General features: G+C 42.4%; 21 protein-coding genes. 15 read left to right on the top strand and 6 right to left on the bottom strand.

Annotated features, from left to right (window positions below; all coding sequences use genetic code 11):
* Positions 1 to 71: 71 nt before the first annotated feature.
* From V7K31_RS25520 to V7K31_RS25560, 9 genes are all read left to right on the top strand, one after another.
* Positions 72 to 299: a hypothetical protein gene (locus V7K31_RS25520; RefSeq protein WP_335097913.1), complete on the top strand. Its 228-nt coding sequence runs from the start codon at positions 72 to 74 to the stop codon at positions 297 to 299.
* Between the two features lie 92 nt (positions 300 to 391).
* Positions 392 to 652, top strand: coding sequence for a DUF2281 domain-containing protein (locus V7K31_RS25525; protein ID WP_335097915.1), 261 nt, complete (start codon positions 392 to 394; stop codon positions 650 to 652).
* Positions 639 to 899 carry a type II toxin-antitoxin system VapC family toxin gene (locus tag V7K31_RS25530; RefSeq protein ID WP_335097917.1) on the top strand — a complete coding sequence of 87 codons (261 nt, stop codon included), beginning with the start codon at positions 639 to 641 and terminating at the stop codon, positions 897 to 899. The genes V7K31_RS25525 and V7K31_RS25530 overlap by 14 nt, the downstream gene beginning before the upstream one ends.
* 94 nt (positions 900 to 993) lie before the next feature.
* Entirely contained in the window at positions 994 to 1,212 is a 219-nt protein-coding gene (locus tag V7K31_RS25535) for a type II toxin-antitoxin system HicB family antitoxin (RefSeq protein WP_335004823.1), read from the top strand.
* Complete coding sequence (locus V7K31_RS25540; RefSeq protein WP_335097920.1) at positions 1,213 to 1,404, top strand: type II toxin-antitoxin system HicA family toxin; 192 nt, start codon at positions 1,213 to 1,215, stop codon at positions 1,402 to 1,404.
* 560 nt (positions 1,405 to 1,964) lie between these two features.
* A complete protein-coding gene (locus tag V7K31_RS25545) occupies positions 1,965 to 2,342 on the top strand; it encodes a VOC family protein (RefSeq protein WP_334942786.1) in 378 nt (125 codons plus the stop codon).
* Between the two features lie 399 nt (positions 2,343 to 2,741).
* A complete protein-coding gene (locus tag V7K31_RS25550) occupies positions 2,742 to 3,866 on the top strand; it encodes an acyl-CoA dehydrogenase family protein (RefSeq protein ID WP_335098291.1) in 1,125 nt (374 codons plus the stop codon).
* Entirely contained in the window at positions 3,856 to 4,605 is a 750-nt protein-coding gene (locus tag V7K31_RS25555; protein ID WP_335097922.1) for a PIG-L deacetylase family protein, read from the top strand. Before V7K31_RS25550 ends, V7K31_RS25555 begins: the two co-directional genes overlap by 11 nt.
* On the top strand, positions 4,602 to 5,192 hold the full coding sequence (locus V7K31_RS25560; protein WP_335097925.1) for a class I SAM-dependent DNA methyltransferase: 591 nt from the start codon (positions 4,602 to 4,604) through the stop codon (positions 5,190 to 5,192). The genes V7K31_RS25555 and V7K31_RS25560 overlap by 4 nt, the downstream gene beginning before the upstream one ends.
* Before the next feature lie 276 nt (positions 5,193 to 5,468).
* On the opposite strand, the gene V7K31_RS25565 is transcribed toward V7K31_RS25560, so the two are convergent.
* Entirely contained in the window at positions 5,469 to 6,677 is a 1,209-nt protein-coding gene (locus V7K31_RS25565; RefSeq protein ID WP_335097928.1) for a glycosyltransferase family A protein, read from the bottom strand.
* A 730-nt stretch (positions 6,678 to 7,407) separates the two neighbouring features.
* Positions 7,408 to 7,602 (bottom strand): hypothetical protein, encoded by a 195-nt coding sequence (locus tag V7K31_RS25570; RefSeq protein ID WP_335097930.1) that lies wholly within the window; start codon positions 7,600 to 7,602, stop codon positions 7,408 to 7,410.
* Between the two features lie 129 nt (positions 7,603 to 7,731).
* Between V7K31_RS25570 and V7K31_RS25575 the strand changes: the two genes are divergently transcribed.
* The 3 genes from V7K31_RS25575 (at position 7,732) to V7K31_RS25585 (ending at position 11,985) form a co-directional block, all read left to right on the top strand.
* Positions 7,732 to 8,937, top strand: a complete 1,206-nt coding sequence (locus V7K31_RS25575; protein WP_335097933.1) for a zinc-dependent alcohol dehydrogenase — start codon at positions 7,732 to 7,734, stop codon at positions 8,935 to 8,937.
* A 790-nt stretch (positions 8,938 to 9,727) separates the two neighbouring features.
* Positions 9,728 to 10,006 carry a hypothetical protein gene (locus tag V7K31_RS25580; protein ID WP_335097936.1) on the top strand — a complete coding sequence of 93 codons (279 nt, stop codon included), beginning with the start codon at positions 9,728 to 9,730 and terminating at the stop codon, positions 10,004 to 10,006.
* Between the two features lie 197 nt (positions 10,007 to 10,203).
* Complete coding sequence (locus tag V7K31_RS25585) at positions 10,204 to 11,985, top strand: M61 family metallopeptidase (RefSeq protein ID WP_335097938.1); 1,782 nt, start codon at positions 10,204 to 10,206, stop codon at positions 11,983 to 11,985.
* A 112-nt stretch (positions 11,986 to 12,097) separates the two neighbouring features.
* On the opposite strand, the gene pyk is transcribed toward V7K31_RS25585, so the two are convergent.
* Entirely contained in the window at positions 12,098 to 13,867 is a 1,770-nt protein-coding gene (pyk, locus tag V7K31_RS25590) for a pyruvate kinase (RefSeq protein ID WP_335097940.1), read from the bottom strand.
* Between the two features lie 378 nt (positions 13,868 to 14,245).
* Between pyk and crtR the strand changes: the two genes are divergently transcribed.
* A complete protein-coding gene (gene crtR, locus V7K31_RS25595; RefSeq protein WP_335097943.1) occupies positions 14,246 to 15,136 on the top strand; it encodes a beta-carotene hydroxylase in 891 nt (296 codons plus the stop codon).
* 70 nt (positions 15,137 to 15,206) lie between these two features.
* Here the strand turns inward: crtR and V7K31_RS25600 are convergent, their stop codons facing one another.
* From V7K31_RS25600 to V7K31_RS25610, 3 genes are all read right to left on the bottom strand, one after another.
* A complete protein-coding gene (locus V7K31_RS25600; RefSeq protein WP_335097945.1) occupies positions 15,207 to 16,718 on the bottom strand; it encodes an acyl-CoA synthetase in 1,512 nt (503 codons plus the stop codon).
* 135 nt (positions 16,719 to 16,853) lie between these two features.
* Positions 16,854 to 17,834, bottom strand: coding sequence for a magnesium transporter CorA family protein (locus V7K31_RS25605; protein WP_335097948.1), 981 nt, complete (start codon positions 17,832 to 17,834; stop codon positions 16,854 to 16,856).
* Positions 17,835 to 18,084: 250 nt separating this feature from the next.
* Positions 18,085 to 18,348 (bottom strand): DUF1634 domain-containing protein, encoded by a 264-nt coding sequence (locus V7K31_RS25610; RefSeq protein WP_335098294.1) that lies wholly within the window; start codon positions 18,346 to 18,348, stop codon positions 18,085 to 18,087.
* An 18-nt stretch (positions 18,349 to 18,366) separates the two neighbouring features.
* Here V7K31_RS25610 and V7K31_RS25615 point away from each other — a divergent pair, with 18 nt between their 5' ends.
* Together V7K31_RS25615 and V7K31_RS25620 are read left to right on the top strand one after the other, a co-directional pair.
* The gene (locus V7K31_RS25615; RefSeq protein WP_335097951.1) at positions 18,367 to 19,557 is read left to right on the top strand and encodes a sigma-70 family RNA polymerase sigma factor; all 1,191 of its coding nucleotides are present in this window, start codon (positions 18,367 to 18,369) and stop codon (positions 19,555 to 19,557) included.
* A gap of 25 nt (positions 19,558 to 19,582) precedes the next feature.
* Entirely contained in the window at positions 19,583 to 20,788 is a 1,206-nt protein-coding gene (locus V7K31_RS25620) for a DUF1822 family protein (protein WP_335097954.1), read from the top strand.
* The last annotated feature ends 2 nt before the right edge of the window (positions 20,789 to 20,790 follow it).

Genomic DNA, 20,790 nt, shown 5'->3' on the forward strand with positions numbered 1-20,790 from the left:
GAAACAAGTGCCACAGTTTACCCATTCAATGTTACATTGAAAAAAGTTAATTTCCATCTTCAGTAAATCTTATGCTCAAAGTTTTACAAGCAACCTGTACTAACGGCGAAATTGTTCTGAATGAAAAACTTAGCCCTGAATTAGAAGGTAAAACTATACAAATTCTGATTTTGGAACCAAGTCAATCTAACCAACTACTTGATTATGGAGAATCAAAAATTGAGCATTTTTTAGCCCAAGTCAATAACTACTCTTTCCTACTTCCTCCAGATTATAAATTTAATCGAGAAGAAATATAACATATTTCGACTTCACTAATCACCTCACTCAGGTTTAAAAGTAGTCTATAATAGGGTCGTACCGAAAACTTTCCTCAATTTAGAAGTTAATCATGCTGATAAAATTTGAAGAAATATATAGAGATATTGATACTTTACCAGAAGAAGCTCAAATCCTACTACTTGATTTTATTCAGTTACTCAAAAAGCGTTATCCTCAACCAGAATCAGAAAATCATAGTCAGGAAAAAAGCCTCTATGAAAAGTTTGATGAAATTGGATTAATTGGTTGTTGTTCGGTTGACGAAAATTTATCAACAACTTATAAAGAAGTTTTATCTAATACATTAACAACTAAATATGATCATCGTTGATACAGGATTTTGGTTAGCTCTTATTGATAAAAAAGATACCTACCACGAAAGCGCAAAACAAGCTTTAAAAAAATATAATGAACGTTTAATTACAACATGGTGTGTTGTCACAGAAACCTGTTATCTTTTACTAATTCGCAAAGGAATTGACGCTGAAATTAATTTTATAAATAGTCTGCAACAAGAATTATTTACGATTTTTAATTTAGAACCTCACCCCTGCCTCCGGCTTCCCTCTCCTTACTAAGGAGAGGGATTGAGGGTGAGGTTTGATCTTATATTTAATTACGCCTACCTACTTATATTTATTCTAGACCTCGACTATACAAAATTAATTTATTATGAAATTTCAAGTAATTTTTACTTTTGATTCAGAATATGAAGGCTATGTTGCTGAGGTTCCTGAGCTTCCAGGCTGCGTGAGTCAAGGCAAAACACTAGATGAGGCAATTGAAAATATTAAAGATGCCATTACGGGATATCTCCATGTCCAAGCTAAACATGGCAAACCTTATATTGTTAAGGAATCGCAAGTGTTTATCGGAGAAGTTGTAGTATAAATGGGACGTTTATCAAATATCTCTGGTAAAGAAGCTGTCAATATTTTTGAAAAGCTTGGTTATGTATTAGATCACCAAACGGGAAGCCACATGATACTTTGGCGTGAATCAAAACCAACTTTATCAATTCCCAATCATCGGGAATTAGCACCTGAGTTACTTAGAAGTTGTTTGAAAAGTGTTTCGCTGTGACTTTAGGCACTTTTAGATCCCCCCTTAAAAAGGTTACGTATACACACAAGTCGAAAAATGCTCTACCCACATTTTTCTCGGAGTGAAACTGTCACGCAGACAGGTAATCCCGCCCAGAACTGAAGTTCAGGGCTGATAGCTGAAGTCCACTCAAGTGGACTGAATTGATCATTTAGTCCACTTGAGTGGACTTCAGCTATGAGACTCGGAATTCATTCCGAGGCGGGATAGAAACGCAGTGCGAGATTTATTAATAAAGATATGGCTGCGGCAAAACTTGTGTGTACACCGTAGCTTAAAAAGGGGGATTTAGAGATATCTAGAACTTTTGATACTGATTCGCATTGACAGAGAAATTGGCAAGCGTGGGGCTGATAAAGATTGGGTATCAAACAGAACCTGTTGAGCAAACGATACTAGTCCAAAGTTCAGCCATGAATCCCGCTTGATTAGGGTGAATATTAAACTACTGTTTAGCGATTGGGTTCAAGTGGTTTTAATGATCAAAAAAGTTGATAATATCTATAAGTTGCAAAAGTTTTGGATTAGCAGAGTAGATTATGACATTGAAAAACACCTTTGGTGAATATAGTTTTGTCACTAAAGTAGACGTTACGAATCTGGAAGCTAGTGTCGAGTGGTACAAGTCCAAGCTCGGATTAGTTCCTGAACCCAAATATGACACTCCTAGCTGGAAACAGTTCAGTCTCCCTGATATTGGGCGCGTTGCAATTGGACTAAACTTAAGTAACTCAGTTGAACCAGGTAGTACTGTTAGTACCTTTGTTGTAAACGATATAGTTACTGCTCGTCAAAACCTGATTGAAAAAGGAGTTGAAGTTGGACCAATTACAGATGTAGGTCATGGAGTGCAATTATCTGTCTTTAAGGATATTGACGGAAACTTGTTGGGGCTACGGCAAAATCCGCAGTCTTAACCATTAGCTACTGAAATCGGCGATTAGGCAGCAACTAAACTCATGTTGCTGCTTCTTGATCTCGTTCCCATGCAAAGCTAGGAATGGCTGATTAGAGGCTCTGGCTCCAGTCAGAGCCGCCTAGAGGGATGTACTAAGATCCTTGGTTGTGCTAACTATAAGAGCAAAAGACGCTTTTAAAATATCCTCTCAGAGGTATTTTAATTTTCTCCCTTTTTATTGAGTATAGAATCACACAAAAGATAGAGGTGTTAACCGACTTAAGTTGATTATTATTAACAACATATAAAGAAATATTACAGAAAGGAGTCGGCTATTAGCATCCAATTATCAAATAATATCGTCATCCCAAAATGGCATGATTCCAACATTGCCCTTGATCTAAAACGTGCCAGGGAAATTGCTGATTATTGTGCAAACAATGCCAGCGCTATAGATTGCAATAGTGCTTTTCCCAAGCAGGAGTTTGAACTGATTGCTAAGGCTGGGTTGTTGGCTGCACCATTGGCGAAAGAATTAGGCGGCTGGGGTGCAGGAATTGATGCTAATGTTACCTACGAGCTTTTAATGCTATTAAAACAGATAGGGCATGGCAATCTGGTAGTTGGCCGAATTTATGAAGGACATATCAACGCCCTGCAACTGATTCAGACCTTTGGTACTGTAGAACAAATCACAAGCTACGCTCGTGATGCCCGCGATCGCCATAAAATATTTGGTGTTTGGAATGCTGAAGCCTCTGATGGTGTCAAAGTAATTCCTTTTGAGAATGGACGTTATCGCCTAGAAGGTTCTAAAACGTTTTGTACTGGTGCAGGCCATGTTGAACGTCCTTTCGTGAATGGAGTATTGCCAGAAGGCGGTTGGCAAATGTGCATTGTGCCAATGGAGGAAGTGACAACAGTTAGTGATCCATCTTGGTGGCAACCTTCTGGGATGCGAGCTACTGCTAGTTACAAAGTTGATTTTAGCGGTGTCGAGTTGGAGCAGAGCGCTTTAATCGGCCAGCCAGGAGATTACTTTCGCCAACCTTGGTTGTCTGTGGGGGTGATTCGGTTTGCTGCTGTGCAATTAGGTGGGGCAGAAGCATTGTTTAACCTGACTCGCCAGTATCTCCAGAAGTTGGAATATACAAATGATCCCTATCAACAGGAACGGCTTGGTAGAATGGCGATCGCTATTGAAAGTGGTAATCTCTGGCTGCGGGGGGCTGCGGATCAGGTAGCAGCCTATGCGCCAGTATTTGGTGGCTATCCTACAGATCCCCACCCGCAAGCAGACCAACTCGTAGCTTATGCAAACATGGTGAGGACAGCAATTGAACAAATTTGCATTGATGTGATGCATTTGTGTCAACGTTCTGTTGGGACTCGCGGCTTATTACCACCAAATCCGATGGAACGCATTATCCGAGATTTGACTCTATATCTGCGTCAACCGGCTTTTGATGCGGCCTTGGCAAATGTCGGTCAGTATGTCTTGAAGCAAAGTAATCCGGCTTCAATGCTTTGGAATGATGAATAAGTTCGGCTTGATTACATCACCACTAAGCAATCCTAGTGTTTTGCCCTGGCGTTCAGTTAACGAGATCGCTTGTAGTCGGGCGCTAATCGTTGCACCCCATCCTGATGATGAGACGTTAGGTTGTGGGGGTGCGATCGCTCTGTTACGGTCTTTAAATTGTCATGTGCAAGTTTTAGTTATCAGTGATGGTACTCTTTCACACCCTCGTTCCCAGAAATATCCCGCAGAGAAACTTCGGGATTTACGGGAAGCGGAAACGCTATCAGCATTGAAATTATTGGCTGTAGAGATTAATGATGTCACCTTCTTGAGAATGCAGGATGGGTCAATTCCAACACAGTATGAAAGTGCAGTAGCGAGTTGTGGTGCTTACATCACAGAAATCGCCCCACAAATTATCTTTTTACCGTGGCGATATGACCCTCACGCAGACCACCGAGCGACGTGGAAGTTAATTCATGCAGTGCTGGATGATTTGCGCTTATCCCCCCGATTGATTGAGTATCCTATTTGGGATTGGGATTCAGACCAACGGGGGAGTCTGCCCGCGTCTGTTCAGGTGACAAGCTGGCGGTTAAATATTAGCACGGTGGTGGAGTTAAAACAGCAAGCGATCGCTGCTTATCGTTCCCAAATTACAGACTTAATTGACGATGACCCAGAAGGCTTTCGCCTGAGTGCCGAAATGTTAGCGAACTTTACTCGGCCTTGGGAAGTTTATATAGAGGAAATCCTATGAACCCGTTACAATCAGACTCCTTACCACCCAGCTACTTCGATAAACTCTACAGCGAAGCTCCCGACCCGTGGAAGTTTGAGACAAGTGAATACGAAGCTAACAAATATGCTGCCACGATCGCAGCTTTACCCAAAGAGCGCTATCGGTCTGCCTTTGAAATCGGTGGTTCTATTGGCGTTTTAACTGAGAAGCTACAAGCGCGTTGTGACAGATTGTTCTCAGTTGATGTATCAGAACTGGCGCAGAATAGAGCAAAAGAGCGTTGTCAGCATCTCTCCAATGTCAACTTCCAGATTATGCCTGTCCCAGAGGAATATCCTGATGAGATGTTTGATTTAACTCTAGTCTCAGAAGTTGGCTATTACTGGGGCTGGGAAGACCTGAAAAAATCCCAACAGTGCATTTTAGAACACCTGGAACCTGGAGGACATTTACTATTAGTTCATTGGACACTCTATGCCCGTGATTATCCGTTGAGTGGGGATGAAGTTCATAACTCGTTTTTTGAGTTGATCCCAAATAAACTGCGGCATTTAAAAGGTCAACGCGAGGAAGAATATCGACTTGATTTATTCGAGCGAGTCTAAGAAATCAAACCTCACCCTCAATCCCTCTCCGTGAGTTCGGAGAGGGAAGCCGGAGGCAGGGTGAGGTTTTATATTTAATTTGACCCACTTACTTAGCACCTGTTCAGTAATAACGAGAGCTAATATCATGTCCCTTTGATTACTGATTAAACCCAAAGAACCCCTCCCCGCCAAAGCTACGCTTCGTCTCCCCTCCCGAAGAGCTCTTAGGGGTTGGGGGTGCGGTTCTTTTATTATGGGTAGTAATTTGGCAGACATGATATAACCCCTTAGCAATTACTGACGCAAACTCTCAAGACGCAAGCGCAAATCCTTAATTGCTTGTTCAATTTCCACGTATTTCCAGCGCGAAGCCCAAGTTTGATCTGACTGCTGGCGTTCTTCCACTTGTTCAAACAACTGACCAAAGGTATAAGGTTGGCTCAATTTCTCCACAAGCCATTGGGTTGAAACTCCCAGCATCTCTGCCAAAGATACAAGGCTGTAATGACTTGGCTGATAGCCATTGAGAGCGCACCCCCACATCACCCTTAATTGGCGACGTGCAACAAAACGAGTTTCGATAGCCCCTGCTGGCTCGACTACAAATGGTTGCTGTTGCCTTCCCATTTCTATCCATTTACTCAGTTGATTTGCTAAACCAACATTGGTACGTCCGATTTGTCTTGCCGAAGTTACTACCCGCACTAGGGAACTGTGACGAAAACGGGCATTTACCCGTACCAAGGCACGGTAAAAAGCTACATCTTCGGGAGTCCGCACTGCCGGTAAGCCTCCTGCCAGTGCATACATTTCTGCTGTTACTGCCAAACTTGCTCCATAGTGTTGATAGTGGCGGGGAAAGCTGTCATAAGGGTCGGGATCAAGATAAGTTTCTAATTCGGTAATTAAATAGCGGTAGCCTACTTCACGCAGATAGCAAGCTCTGGCGTAAGGGTCTAGATTAGCACGACCAACGCGCTCAACAAGAATTCGCCCACCTACAGCATCAGCACCACAGTTAATTTCGTATAGGTTGGCAGCAATCCAAGTTGGGCTTACCTGCGAGTCTCCATCAGTTGAAGCAATTACCCCCCTTGTGCGTCCTAAGCTACACAAACGGCGGTATGCTTCATCCATCAAAATCTGACGCACTCGACCAATATAGGCTTGTGCAGGAGGCAGAGTTTTTTCAACTACATGCAGTGCTATATCTGGATGTTGTTGAGCGAAAGTCCGGGCTATATCTGCTGAATCATCACTACAATTATTTGCTAACAAAATTATTTCGTAGCGTCTGGGATCTAAAAACTGTCCTTCTAGATCAACTTGATGTATTAGGGCAGTAAGGGTTGCTGCCAACGTCTGAGCTTCATTGCGAACTGGAACAATTACACAAACTTCACAATGCGGTGACGGCGGTATTTTGACTAAAGGTTGAGAAAAGTCTTTATCAAGTTGTACAGATGGAAAGTCAGCAACGAAAAACAAGCGCTTACTTTCCATAAAAACCATTTTTCCATCTCCAGGAACAGCGACACAGTATATTCATCTACAGTCGAAAAGTATTAATATTTGTAACTCTATTTTCGATATTTTCTCATTTATTTGGAATCTACCTACAGTATGATTAGTGATGATTCCAACTCTCTGAAACATCAGCTATCAAATACTAACGTCTGTCTGCTCTTACTAAAAGCTTTACTAATTAAGCCATAGGCTTTATATAGTCTTCATATATTTTTGCTAACTTCAAATTTCAGACTAAGAAATCATACCTAAGTCATCTATTTGAGTTAGATATTTTACTAATAATCAGTCTGAGGAATGAGACTAATAATATTACATATTCTTAATATGTGTATTTTAATAGTAACCAAATTAGACCAAAGCAGATTTATGCAAAACTTAAACCAAGATTAATAACCATCTTTGCATTGTCTGTAGTTCTGTTGTATCTGGCGAATGGAGCGCTACTACCTTTAGTTAATCAAGAGTTATAATTTATTGATATATCTGGATTTCAAGCATTTTTGAGCCTTTGGTGTACTTTCCTTGTCATGTATGGGTTTGAGGCTTATTTCTGCCTCAAAAATGTTTAAGTCCCGTTAATCCCTTCGTGAAAACTTATTTTCCCTAAAGACACAACTAGACCTAATACGCAATCAGCCCTTCAATAGAGAAAGGCGATCGCTAGAAATACCCTCACGCTAGAGGTGATTAATCAAGTGTCTTCCTAAGATGAACATGAAGACGCAGATATTGCGAACTCCGGTTCTGTCCACTTCCAGCTAGCACTCATCGATCGCGGCATCCAAGTTAAAGTCATCACCGAATACACCCCACCGGATGGAGTGATCAAAGATGCGATCGCCAAAGTTTTTGGCGAATCACCCGAACAGCAGCGAGGAGACGATTTATGCCGCTTCAAAATGCTGATGGAAACGGGCAAGATTGCGACAACATAAGGTCAACTAAACGGCAAAGGATAAATATTCAAACCAACTCCGTAAATAGATTTCAGATTTCACGAACAACTTAACTTAAGGAAACTCAAGCAATGAAAGCAGTTTGTTGGCAAGGTACGAACAAGGTAGAGGTTGAAACCGTACCCGATCCCAAAATTATTAATCCGCGTGATGCGATCGTGAAAATCACCTCAACAGCGATCTGCGGTTCTGATTTACATTTGTATAACGGCTACAACCCCGCGATGAAACCGGGCGACATCTTGGGGCATGAATTCATGGGAGAGATCGTTGAACTAGGTAGTGCTTTTAAAAATGGAAATATCCATAACAAAGGCAAAGCCCTTGCCATCGGCGATCGCGTCGTTGTCCCCTTTACGATTTCCTGCGGCTCGTGTTTCTTCTGCAATCGGGATTTATCGTCGCTGTGCGATAACTCCAACCCCAACGCTTGGATGGCGGAAAAAATCATGGGTTATTCCCCATCGGGTCTTTTCGGCTACTCCCATTTGACGGGGGGCTACGCAGGAGGTCAAGCGGAATATGCCCGTGTTCCTTTTGCCGATGTCGGGTTATTCAAGATTCCCGATGGACTAGCAGATGAACAAGTCCTGTTTTTCACTGATATTTTCCCTACTGGTTATATGGCAGCCGAAAATTGTAACATCGAACCAGGCGATACGGTTGCGATTTGGGGTTGCGGCCCAGTTGGGCAATTTGCGATTAGAAGTGCCTTCATGCTGGGGGCTGGGCGCGTCATTGCCATTGATCGCGTTCCCGAACGGCTCCAGATGGCAAAAGACGGTGGAGCAGAAATTTTGAACTATGAAGAAATCGAGGTGGGTGAAGCCCTCAAAGAAATGACTGGGGGTATAGGTCCCGATTCGGTGATGGATGCGGTGGGAATGGAAGCTCACGGCATGGGTTTGGAAGGCTTCTATGACAAGGCGATGCAAGCGGTGCGACTGGAAACCGATCGACCCAATGTATTGCGTCAAGCGATCGTTGCCTGTCGCAAAGGTGGCACGGTGTCGGTTCCCGGTGTTTACACAGGCTTTGTAGACAAGATGCCGATGGGTGCTTTTATGAACAAAGGCTTAACCATGAAAACTGGACAGACGCACGTCCATCGGTATTTGCAGACGCTACTTGATCGCGTTCAAAATGGCGATATTGACCCCTCGTTTGTAATCACCCACAGTCTACCGCTAGAGCAAGCTCCGCACGGCTACGAAATCTTCAAACACAAGAAAGACAATTGCATTAAGATCGTCCTGAAGCCAGGTCAGGCTGCTTGAAACCCACGCTCTATAAATACCGCCCCAGATAGTTTCTGGATACAGCAAGATCAAGATCAAGTTCCCGTATAAGTGGCTTCCAAAGAATAAAGTACTCAGCACTTGGTAATGATAATTATTGTAGAGGGTGGGAGTCAGGGCTGCCGTTTTTGATTCGCATTAATCGGGAAACGGGCTAAGGCAGTACCCAGAAAGACTTGGCTGGGCTTGGTGTGAGTATGCCTGACTCGACGAATGGCACTAATATAAGCCCAAAGCCTTGTGTTGCCTCGTTAAGAGCCTGAAGGCTCTTAATGTATTCTGAGAGGGTTGCTGCCTCTGGTCAAGAAAGCTATGGTGTACACACAAGTCATCGAATTACCCAAAATAAAAGAAAAACCTCACCCTGTCCTGACTTTAATCCCTCTCCTTACTAAGGAGAGGGACAGGTTTTGCACAAGCAAAACCAGGGTGAGGTTTCTTTGGGCTATTCGATAAACCGTAAATTGCGTCAACAGAGACTTGTGTGTACACGGTAGGGTCAAGAAAGAGCAGGCAAAGCCTCCCAGACTACGAACCAGTCAGGGCAGGGGTTATATCTTAACTTAGTGCCATTCGCCTCTTACTATTAATATAGTCATATATGAATATGCTTTACCACTCTGATATATGCAATTAGATGGTTGAAAAGAGATTTGCTTGAATGTTTTAATATTATTAAATAATTTGCAATTAAATTTCAGTCTATTCTGAATAGACTATCAGTAATTTTTGTAAGTTAATAATTTTTAGCTAAGTGGTAATTTCAAATATGGAAAATACATTAATTGATAAAACCTTCCGTGATAGCGATGGCAAAATTGTTTTAGCTCAGATGCCAAACCTACCACTTATTGTTTGGATAGTAAGCACTATACTTGCTCTAATTTTTACAAGTGGCAAAATCAATACGGTATTAGACCTACTAGCAAATGGCTCCTTGTTCACTTGGGCGTGGCTGGAATTATTTCAAGGCGTTAATTATTTTCGCAGAGCGTTAGGTCTTGCGGTATTAATTGGTTTTATGGTATCAAAAATTCAGTGGGCATAATCACTTACTTAAGGCTAACCTCAATAAACAAGGTGAGAAGTTGCTAAAAGGTAAGCACATCAGGGAAAGTTGATGAGTAAATTAGTAAAGTTGTTGTTCTAGGAATTGTGCCAAATAATTCAGTTACCTTGAAAGTTAAAAGGTGAATTTGTCATGATGGGAGAAATTACCTATCGACTATTAACTCAGCACACAAGATGACTGAAGCAACAGTAACTCGTCCCAACATCTACGTCCAGGAAACTAGGCCAACGATTCATTACCTGGTGGCAATGTCCCAACCAGAAACCCATCTGTTTGAGGTGACTTTACGCCTTGTCGATTACCCCTCGCCGATTCTCGATTTAAAATTGCCGGTGTGGACACCGGGTTCCTACTTAGTCCGGGAATACGCCAAGAATTTACAGAATTTTGTGGCTTTTGCAAAGGATAAGCCTTTACCTTGGCGAAAGATCAGTAAAAATCACTGGCAGATAGACAAAACAGGTGTTTCCGAATTAACTGTACGTTACCGCGTTTTTGCGAATGAGCTATCGGTACGAACAAATCACTTAGATGCCACCCACGGTTATTTTAACGGTGCGGCACTATTTTTTAGAATATCGGGCTGGGAGAACCAACCCATTCGCGTTACCATCGTACCACCACGCCCCGAATGGCAAGTAACTACGGCCTTGCCACCCATTGCTGAGGAAACGAATACTTTCTTGGCTGGCGATTTTGATACTCTTGTTGATACTCCCTTTGAGATTGGTAGCCACAAATTGTATAAATTTGAGGTTTTGGGAAAACCCCATGAACTGGCAATCTGGGGACAGGGTAATTTTCAAACCCAGCGATTGATTGCTGATATCCAAAAAATTGTTCAGGTTGAAGCGCAGATGTTCGGCGGTTTGCCCTATGAACGATACGTGTTTCTGCTACATTTATTTAGTCAAGCTTTTGGCGGTTTGGAGCATAAAAATTGTTGCTCCTTAATTTACCAGCGTTTTGGGTTTCGCGCTCAGGATAAGTACGATCGCTTTATCCAATTGGTAGCACACGAGTTCTTTCACTTGTGGAATGTCAAGCGAATTCGCCCAAAAGCATTAGAGGTTTTTGATTACGATCAGGAAAACTACACACCATCATTGTGGTTTTGTGAAGGCACTACTAGTTACTATGACTTGTTAATTCCTTTGCGGGCGGGAATTTATGATGTTAAGTCGTATTTGAATAACTTGGGCAAAGAAATTACCAGATATGAAATGACACCGGGACGCAAGGTACAACCCGTTTCCGAGTCGAGTTTTGATGCCTGGATAAAACTCTATCGTCCAGATGCTAATAGCGGTAATTCCCAAATTTCCTATTATTTAAAAGGAGAAATGGTATCGTTATTGCTAGATTTACTGATTCGCTCTACTCACGACAATCAGCGATCGCTCGATAACGTCATGCAGAAAATGTGGCAGCAATTTGGACAAGCTGAAATTGGCTATACTCCAGAACAGTTGCAGGAAGTTATCGAATCTGTCGCCGGAATCGATTTGACTGATTTCTTTAAACGCTACATTGATGGCATTGACGATTTGCCCTTGAATCAGTACTTAGAACCCTTTGGCTTGCAGTTGGTAGCTGATCAGCAGGAAGAACCTTACCTGGGTGTGAGAATAAATACAGAGAATGGGCGGGAGATGATTAAGTTTGTAGAGACTGGTTCACCTGCACAAATAGGAGGAATTGATGCAGGTGATGAGTTGTTAGCAATTGATGGGATTAAGGTAATGGGGAATAGTTTAAGCGATCGCCTGAGAGATTACCAAGCAAACGATACAATCGAAGTCACAGTTTTCCACCAAGACGAACTGCTTACTTCTGCCATCACCCTCACGTCATCACGTCCCACTCGATATCAAGTAAAACCAGTTGAGCATCCTGATTCCACACAGCAGAAAAACTTTGCTGGATGGCTTGGGGTTGCGATCGCAACTGTTTGATAAAGGGCATTGGGCAATTCAATTTTGGATTTTGGATTGACGATTTTGGATTAAATTTCAATCTAAAATCCAAAATCTAAAATCTAAAATTCTTACTCCCCACTCCTTAGCGCTAAGGCGTTCTCACCGCCCCAGAATAAATTAAACCCCGTTGCAGATCCAGTGTTATAATCGCCCCATCCCGAATCGCCTTCGTTGCCTGCTTCACGCCGACAATTACTGGCACACCGAGACGTAAGCCAATCACTGCTGCGTGACTTGTGAGACTTTCCTCTTCCGTAATAATCCCCGCAGATTTCCGAATTGCCTCAACAAAATCCGCACTAGTCCGGGGTGCAACCAATATGTCTCCGTGATTAAAGTTACTAACATCCATGCCAGTATTAGCCACCCTGGCGCGACCACTTACTGAACCTTGTCCCAGTCCAATCCCGTGACCTAGTATTGCCGTTACGACCTCTACCTTAATCAAATCTGTGGAGCCGGAAATTCCCTGAAGTGTGCCAGCAGTCATCACTACTAAATCTCCCTCAGACAGTAACTTCAGTTCCTGAGCTACGTTGATCGCAGCTTGAAATGTCTGACCAGTGGAAGGTAATCCTAGTACTAACAGAGGTTTTACTCCCCACACCATTTGTAGCTGTCGCGCCACATTCACATGGGGTGTCACTGCCAAAATCGGTGTCTGGGGACGGAACTTAGAGACATTGCGAGCTGTTGCCCCAGTTTGGGTTAGGGTCATGATTGCTGCTGCGCCTAGTTGTTCGGCAATTTGACCTACAGCTTGACTAATCGCATTGGGAATCGAGCGTCGGGCATCTCTGGAAGAACGTAAGTTTAAGTGTTGGACTTCTTCCTGCTCCATCCGTTCGGCAATCCGTGCCATCGTCGCCACTGCTTCTACAGGGAAGCTACCCACTGCGGTTTCATTGGAGAGCATCACCGCATCCGTGCCATCTAAAATCGCATTTGCCACATCCGACACTTCAGCGCGAGTCGGACGGGGATTGCTCACCATGCTGTCTAACATCTGGGTGGCAGTGATGATGGGAATCCCCAAGCGATTTGCTGTGGCAATTAGCCGCTTTTGGAGTACGGGAACATCTTCTGCTGGCAATTCCACCCCTAAGTCGCCTCTGGCAACCATCACGCCATCACACAAAGCCAGAATCGCCTCCATTTGTTCTATGGCTTCGTGCTTTTCAATTTTGGCAATCACTGGCACTTGCTTGCCTGTACTGGAAATTAGCTCTTTAATTTCGATCATGTCCTGGGGATTGCGGACAAAGGAAAGCGCCACCCAATCTACACCCTGATCTAGACCAAACATCAGATCCTCTCGGTCTTTGTCGGTCATTGCCTTAACTGACAGGTAAACGCCGGGAAAGTTTACGCCTTTGTTGTTAGAAAGTTTACCAGGCACGGTGATGCGACAATGCAAATCACCTTTGTCGCGGTTAATTTCCTCCACCACCATTTCGACTCGTCCATCATCAAGGAGGATTTTTGCGCCAACTGGGACTTCTTCGGCTAAATAATCGTAGGTGACGCAGCTAATTTCCTGCGTACCTACAACCGGGCGATTTGTCAAGGTGAAGCGATCGCCTTTTGCCAAAACTATAGACCCATTGTCAAACTTCCCCAAGCGAATTTTTGGGCCCTGCAAGTCTTGGAGAATAGCCACTGGCTGATTTAATTCAAAGGCAGTTTGCCGAATTAAGCGAATACTACGCTGATGGTCGGCATGAGTTCCGTGGGAGAAGTTTAGCCGCAGCGTCGTGGCTCCCGCTTCAATAATCGCCTTGAGCATTTCAGGACTGCTAGTGGCGGGGCCAATAGTAGCGACAATTTTTGTCCGGCGCAGAGAATCTCTTAATTGCATAGGGGCTGAAATTAGGGAGCTATCTGGGAAGTCATCGTAACTTAAGTGGCATCTCCTTTTCAGTTACTGCTATATCAATAGATATAAACAGTTAGAGAGGGTTTATGGGAGAGTGAGGTTATCGGATAGACTAGATATAGTACATCAATCTTGTATTTATCGTCCCGAAGAAGTACTTTATCCCATCAACCTCTTGCCAATTGTCATACCCCACTTATCAGTAAATATTAGTCCTCGTCTGGAATCATAGCGTTATTCATCTGCTGATATGCAAAGCGCTAGATAAATATTGCTATACAAAACGTTACAAAAATTTATTATACATTAATATTTAATGTATATTCGTAATGTTTGCTCAAGAAGGAGTCAATTTTAGAAATGATCACATCGGAGGCACAAAAGCCACTGACAATCCCACCCAAGGAATTTTTAGCGCCTCCTGGTGATTTCAATCCCACGCTGCTGCTGTTTTTGGTAGCTGTGGCAATGCTGGTGTTATCTAGCTTTGGTTACTGGCTTTGGGAATGGCCGCACTGGCTGTGCTTTAGCGTTAACACGATTGCCTTGCATTGTGCTGGAACGGTAATTCATGATGCGTGTCACCAATCTGCCCATCGGAACCGGATGATTAATGCGATGTTAGGGCATGGCAGTGCATTGATGCTAGCTTTTGCTTTTCCAGTATTTACACGGGTGCATTTACAGCATCATGCCCATGTTAATCATCCGGAAAACGATCCAGATCATTATGTCTCTACTGGTGGACCGCTATGGTTGATTGCGGTGCGATTTTTATACCACGAGGTATTTTTCTTTCAACGGCGACTGTGGCGTAAATATGAGCTATTAGAATGGTTCATCAGCCGTTTAATTGTCGGTGTAATTGTTTATATATCAGTTCAGTACAACTTTTTGGGTTACATCCTCAATTTTTGGTTTATACCGGCTTTTGTGGTGGGGATAGCACTAGGATTATTTTTTGATTATTTGCCCCATCGTCCTTTTGCGGAGCGCGATCGCTGGAAAAATGCTCGTGTTTATCCTAACCCAGTTCTCAATATTCTGATTATGGGACAGAATTACCACTTAATTCATCATTTGTGGCCTTCTATTCCTTGGTACAATTATCAGCCCAGCTATTATCTCATGAAGCCCCTATTAGATGAAAAAGGATGTTATCAAACTTCAGGATTGTTACAGAAAAAAGATTTTTTTGAGTTTGTTTATGACATCTTTCTAGGAATTAGGTTTCATCATCACAAAGAATAGATAATTTGGGATTACAGTTAGTAACTTTATGGACAATTCCAGCAACTTGAATCTAACAAGCGATCGCTCGCTATGAGCGAAATAGCTCAACTATTGTCGGCTTAGTCACTTTCCCCATAGCGTTGCGAGGTAATTCTTCAACCGTCAGAATTTGGGTTGGTACCTTATAGACAGCCAATCGCTCTTTTGCCCAACTCCTGAAAGATTCTAATGTTAAAGGTTGTGACCGTTGCAATACTAACGCAGCACAGACCCGTTCACCCCATTCTATATCTGCAACCCCAACCACTGCACATTCCTGAATATCTGGATGCGATCGCAACACTTCTTCAATTTCTAAAGCTGAAACTTTATACCCTCCCGTTTTGATGATATCCACACTCATCCGTCCCAGAATACGGTAGTTGCCGTTCTCAACTACGGCGGTATCTCCAGTACAGAACCAGCCATCTTGGAAGGCTTTGGCGGTTGCTTGGGGGTTTTGCCAATATTCTAGAAACACTCCAGGTCCTTTAACTTGGATTTCTCCTGGTGTTCCTGCTGAGACTAACTCCCCGCTCTCATCCACTAACCTGACTTCAACATCAGGTAGAGGCTTTCCGACATATCCAGACAACCGTTCACCGTGTAAAGGGTTCGATAGCGCCATGCCAATTTCCGTCATCCCATATCGCTCAAGCAGAAAATGGCCGCTGATGGTCTGCCACTTTTCTAAAACTTGAACTGGTAACGCCGCCGAGCCAGAAACCATCAGGCGCATTTTAGCACAGCCTTCTGACATACTTTTTTGGCTTTCCCTAGAGCTAGTTTCCCAAGCAGCAATCAGCTTCACATAAATTGTTGGTACTGCCATAAATAGGGTTAAGTCACCGTCACAAATTCGGTTCCAAACGGTTTTGGGATCAAACTTGCTTAACATCTGACACTCCGCCCCAGCCCATAAAGCACAAGTCAGTATGTTAACAATCCCATGAATATGATGTAGTGGCAGGATATGCAAAATGCGATCGCGCAGCGTCTCCCCAGGAGAATCGCTAGATGTCCATTCCCAAGCGGTGATTAAGCTAGTCACTTGCGCTTGAATATTTTGATGAGTTGTAACCACACCCTTCGGTTTACCTGTTGTACCGCTCGTATAGAGAATTAAGGCGCGTCTAGTGATATCTACCTCTGGGAGACGACCAACATTAGATGGGAGCGTTTCTGAGGTGAGGATAAATCGCAAATTTTGTTCAGTAGCGAGCGATCGCAGTATACCCTCAAAATTGGGATGAGCAACAATAATCGATGCTCCACAATTGGTAATGACATACTCTAATTCTGGTCGCGGGTGGGAAATACACAGAGGTACAGCTATGCCACCAGCCCGCCAAATCCCCCATTGAGTGGCTACATACTCAAACCCTGGCGGGATGAGAAAAGCAACTCGCTGCTCCTGTAAATCTTCTGTATTCTCAAGAAGACCTGTTGCTATTTGACTAGAAGTGTGCAGCAAATCCCGATAGGTAAATGCTCCGTCCGTTGTAGCAATCGCCGTTTTCTCGTTGTGTGCTTCAGCACGAATAATCAATGGGAGATTCACGTTTTTTTACCGATTTAGGGTTAATTCAATCTACTTACTGTAAGTAGTATATTTTGATTTGCTTTCGACTGATAGGCTCAGATCCCCGACTTCTTCAAGAAGTTGGGGATCTTTTTGTTCGTAACTTAATAAATGCTACAACCAACGTTGTTTTTTAGCATAAGTAATGCTACAAATCACAATTAATGCCATCACGCAGATCACAGCAGGATAAGCCCAAGGTTGCTCTAATTCCGGCATATATTTGAAGTTCATACCATAGAAACCAGACATGAAAGTGATTGGTAAGAATATGGTCGAGAGGATAGTCAAGCGATTAATTCGTTCACCGGTTTTGCTAGCAATATTATCGCGTTGAATTTCCATTAATTCTGACATCCAGGCTCTCAGAGCTTGATATTCTTGCCAGAGTTTATCAACCTGATGAACCAATTCTTGACTGAATAGTTCCTTCACTGGCTGGGTGATCCATTGGAAATCTTCGCGATCCATAATAGCCATAAGTGACTTGATGCTTTGAAAATTACGGCGTCCCGAACGAGTGGATTGCCTCATCGTGGCAATTTTTTGGTACGTTGATTCATCACCAGAATTTTCTAAAACTTCATCTTCTAAATCATCAAGTTTTCTAGAAATATAGTCAAATACAGTTTCGTAATTATTCAAAACATCTTTAAAAATGAGATAAAAAAGATAGTCAATTCCCAATTTTGGAATATCTAGAGTTCGCTTTTGCAGATTATTAGCTAGAATACTTAAAATTTTTAGTTCAGTGATTTCAAAGGTGATGATAAAATTATTTCCAACCACAATATTGCCACGCGCAACCTCAAACTCGTGATTTTTTATTTGAGGAGTTAGAATTTCATAACTGTCAAATAAACAATCTTCTACGTCTTCATCAATTCCTAGAGGGGAATGGTTGAAAATCATGTTAACACGAGATGGATTGAGTCCAAAGTGCTTGATAATTTTGGCAGTTCCAGTGCGATCGCGGAAGTGAATACACCGCAACCAAATATTCTGAGAACTATCAATCTTTTTCAGTACCGTATCGACATCCCAACTGGTGAATAATTCCAGGTTATTTTGAGAAAAAGTGAGGAGAATTAGCATATAGCAATCCTGCTGGCATTATCGGATCTTGGGGCTAGATGGATTAAATCTTACCCTAGCAGGACTTACGCAAACAATAGCTGAAACCCTTATTTTTACGTAGGGGCAATTCATGAATTGCCCCGGAGGGCGTCTAGTTTTGCGTAAGTCCTACCTAGGTCTGATAGGGCCACTTTGTTTCAAATTTTATTACTGATCAGACGAGTCCCCTTGTCAATAGGTTTTGAGATGCGCTAACCCTGAGATATATCTAAAAATTTCCTCCAATCAGACTGTATATCAGCCCAAGCAGTACAATTAAAGTCACAATTACATAGGTATAATCTTTTAGTCGCACAAAGGCTAACAGCGAAAAAATAACTCGTACAACTGGAGTAGCAATCAGCAGCAGTAGTCCTAGTTGAATAATGCCTCGGTTATGACCTGATAATATTGATGTTTTTACCCCAGATGGAGTGCGAAACTCTGCTGGTTCTCCCCGAAAAATTTGATAGTTGCTTAACTTCGGATCAATTTAAATTTTTAACTGCTTATGCGTCCTCGTCAAGAAATTACCGAGATGTTCTCAACCTTCGTTGAGTTGGAAAAAGACAGATTTAGCAAATGGTTGATTGATATCAAACTACGTCGAAGCATTCAAAATTGCTTGGAGTCTTCACCATTTGTCCATAACTCAGAAAACTTTTGGGCGTTACATTGGCATAAGCGTTGGCGATCGCAATCTAATCGCCTTGCTACAATGCATCTGTCTGCTTATTTACAAGAACCAAATTATTGGGCTGCTAAAAAAACAATTGCAAAATTTACAAATGGTCAACACAGCCTAGCAGATTATTTTCAAATGGCGAATGCTGAAATCGAAATAATTCTCAAAAACTTTAACCCAGAAAAATGCTCTAGTTTAAAAGTCTATGCCACTATAGCAATTCCTAGTCGGTTAAAAGACATTTTACGCCAACGTAAGGAAGCTGATATCTGCACAAATTGGGCATTATTACGCAAAGTGAGCAAAAAGCAGTTTTTAGAAGCTCTTGATAAAGCTGGATTATCACCTTCTGTAATTGCCCAATATCGTTTAGCCTGGACTTGTTTCAAAGAACTTTATGTGCAAAACCAACCAGGAGGCACAAAGGCACTACCGCAGCCAGACGGCCAGCTTTGGGAAGCGATTGTCAACCTCTATAACCGCGAATGCCAAAGTCAATTAACTCAACCTACTCCACAATGCACCAGAGAAAAAATTGAACAGTGGTTAATCCAGGCAGCTATCTACGTGCGTACTTATCTGTTTCCGCCTGTTAGTTCTCTAAATTTAGTCAGATCAGAAGATGACGGCAGAACAACTCTTGACTTGCCAGATCCATCTTCTGACTCATTAATCGCTGAGATGATCGCCCAAGAGGATGCCCAAAACAAACAAAATCAACAATGTCAGATTCAAGATATATTGTTAAAAGCTTTACAAAATCTTGAGGCGAAAACCCAGGAAATACTTAAACTTTACTACCAACAGGGGCTGACTCAGCCACAGATTGTACAACGCCTACAAATAAGTCAGCCTACTGTTTCTCGTCGGCTGCTCAAAGCTAGAGAATCAATGCTGAAAGCATTGATCGAATGGAGTCAAGATACGCTTAATATTTCTGTGAATTCCAACCTAGTTAATGATATGAGTACCGCTTTGGAAGAATGGTTGAAAGTTAAGTATGGGGAATCTAGCTGACGTTATGAAAGATGAGGTAGTAAAAATGACTTCTGCTTTTACAGAACCGCAGGAACTATTGTTAGAAATATCACCATCATTACAAAAAAGTTCTTGGCAAGAAAGCCAAGTTTACGCCACACCTAGCAGTCGCTGGCGTGCTTACATGAATCAAATTTGCCTTCATGGGTTTTTGAATTGGGTAAAAGCTGAATATGTTCCAGAAGCAAGTATCTGGTACAGTTCCCCTGGTATTCCTGCTTTTTGGGAATTTGTCAATGGTACAGCAATTTTGTTAAAGGAGAAGCGAGTCGTTTTAATTCCCAGCGAGGCAATTGATGATAGCGAGTTAGAAGTTCCTCAAGAATGGGTAGACATTCCCAGTTGGGCAGCAGACTATTATTTAGCAGTACAAGTTACACCAGATGGCGAGAGTGTAAAATTTTGGGGCTACATAACCCATACTGAACTTAAATCACTGGCAGACTATGACCAAGTAGATAGGACTTATTGTATAGATGCACGGCATTTAATTAAAGACCTTAATGCTTTTTGGATGACCTACCAATTTTGTGGAACAGAGGAGATGAAAGCTGCGATCGCACCACTACCAGAATTATCGACTGCTGAAGTAGAATATGTGCAGCAGCTGTTAAGCAATTCTTCAGTGGCATTTCTGAGATTAGCAGTACCATTTACAACCTGGGGAATGCTATTAGAGAATGAACAGTGGCGGCAATGGTTGTATCAACAGCAACAGCGATGTCTACGACGATCTGCCCCTACGCAATTTTCCGAAGTTCAAGTGAATCTTAGTGGTTGGCTGGAGCAGATTTACGATGCTTCTTGGCAAGCTATAGAGACTTTTTTTGAGCAAAACTCCAGTAACCTAGCTTTTAATTTCCGCAGTTCTTCTGGGTTAAATGCTACCCCGATCAAACGCGCCAAGCTGATTGACTTGGGAATGGAAATAGAAGCTCAAAAAGTTATTTTATTAGTTGCCTTAATCACTAAGGCTAACCAACAAGTTAGTATTCGCGTCCAGCTACATCCAGCTTGTAATCAACCTTACCTACGCGCTAATATCAAGCTAGTTTTACTTTCAGATCAAGAGGGAATAATTCAACAAGTACAAGCAAGAGTTCAAGATATCTATATGCAATTGAAACTCTTTAATGGGGAAGTGGGAGAATGTTTTTCTATCCAGGTTGCTCTGAATAATTATCAAATAACAGAAAATTTTATGATTTAGTC

It is taken from the genome of Nostoc sp., assembly GCF_036917675.1.
In the GTDB taxonomy this organism is placed as follows: Bacteria; Cyanobacteriota; Cyanobacteriia; order Cyanobacteriales; family Nostocaceae; genus Nostoc.

What these genes read in the sequence shown, in the direction of transcription:
- V7K31_RS25565 (WP_335097928.1), bottom strand. Translation starts at nt 6,677, where the DNA reads ATGGAAAGTAAGCGCTTGTTTTTCGTTGCTGACTTTCCATCTGTACAA.
- V7K31_RS25620 (WP_335097954.1), top strand. Translation starts at nt 19,583, where the DNA reads ATGACTTCTGCTTTTACAGAACCGCAGGAACTATTGTTAGAAATATCA.
- V7K31_RS25530 (WP_335097917.1), top strand. Translation starts at nt 639, where the DNA reads ATGATCATCGTTGATACAGGATTTTGGTTAGCTCTTATTGATAAAAAA.
- V7K31_RS25605 (WP_335097948.1), bottom strand. Translation starts at nt 17,834, where the DNA reads ATGCTAATTCTCCTCACTTTTTCTCAAAATAACCTGGAATTATTCACC.
- V7K31_RS25615 (WP_335097951.1), top strand. Translation starts at nt 18,367, where the DNA reads ATGCGTCCTCGTCAAGAAATTACCGAGATGTTCTCAACCTTCGTTGAG.
- V7K31_RS25525 (WP_335097915.1), top strand. Translation starts at nt 392, where the DNA reads ATGCTGATAAAATTTGAAGAAATATATAGAGATATTGATACTTTACCA.
- V7K31_RS25580 (WP_335097936.1), top strand. Translation starts at nt 9,728, where the DNA reads ATGGAAAATACATTAATTGATAAAACCTTCCGTGATAGCGATGGCAAA.
- V7K31_RS25540 (WP_335097920.1), top strand. Translation starts at nt 1,213, where the DNA reads ATGGGACGTTTATCAAATATCTCTGGTAAAGAAGCTGTCAATATTTTT.
- V7K31_RS25555 (WP_335097922.1), top strand. Translation starts at nt 3,856, where the DNA reads ATGATGAATAAGTTCGGCTTGATTACATCACCACTAAGCAATCCTAGT.
- V7K31_RS25560 (WP_335097925.1), top strand. Translation starts at nt 4,602, where the DNA reads ATGAACCCGTTACAATCAGACTCCTTACCACCCAGCTACTTCGATAAA.
- V7K31_RS25535 (WP_335004823.1), top strand. Translation starts at nt 994, where the DNA reads ATGAAATTTCAAGTAATTTTTACTTTTGATTCAGAATATGAAGGCTAT.
- V7K31_RS25520 (WP_335097913.1), top strand. Translation starts at nt 72, where the DNA reads ATGCTCAAAGTTTTACAAGCAACCTGTACTAACGGCGAAATTGTTCTG.
- V7K31_RS25585 (WP_335097938.1), top strand. Translation starts at nt 10,204, where the DNA reads ATGACTGAAGCAACAGTAACTCGTCCCAACATCTACGTCCAGGAAACT.
- V7K31_RS25545 (WP_334942786.1), top strand. Translation starts at nt 1,965, where the DNA reads ATGACATTGAAAAACACCTTTGGTGAATATAGTTTTGTCACTAAAGTA.
- crtR (WP_335097943.1), top strand. Translation starts at nt 14,246, where the DNA reads ATGATCACATCGGAGGCACAAAAGCCACTGACAATCCCACCCAAGGAA.
- V7K31_RS25575 (WP_335097933.1), top strand. Translation starts at nt 7,732, where the DNA reads ATGAAAGCAGTTTGTTGGCAAGGTACGAACAAGGTAGAGGTTGAAACC.
- pyk (WP_335097940.1), bottom strand. Translation starts at nt 13,867, where the DNA reads ATGCAATTAAGAGATTCTCTGCGCCGGACAAAAATTGTCGCTACTATT.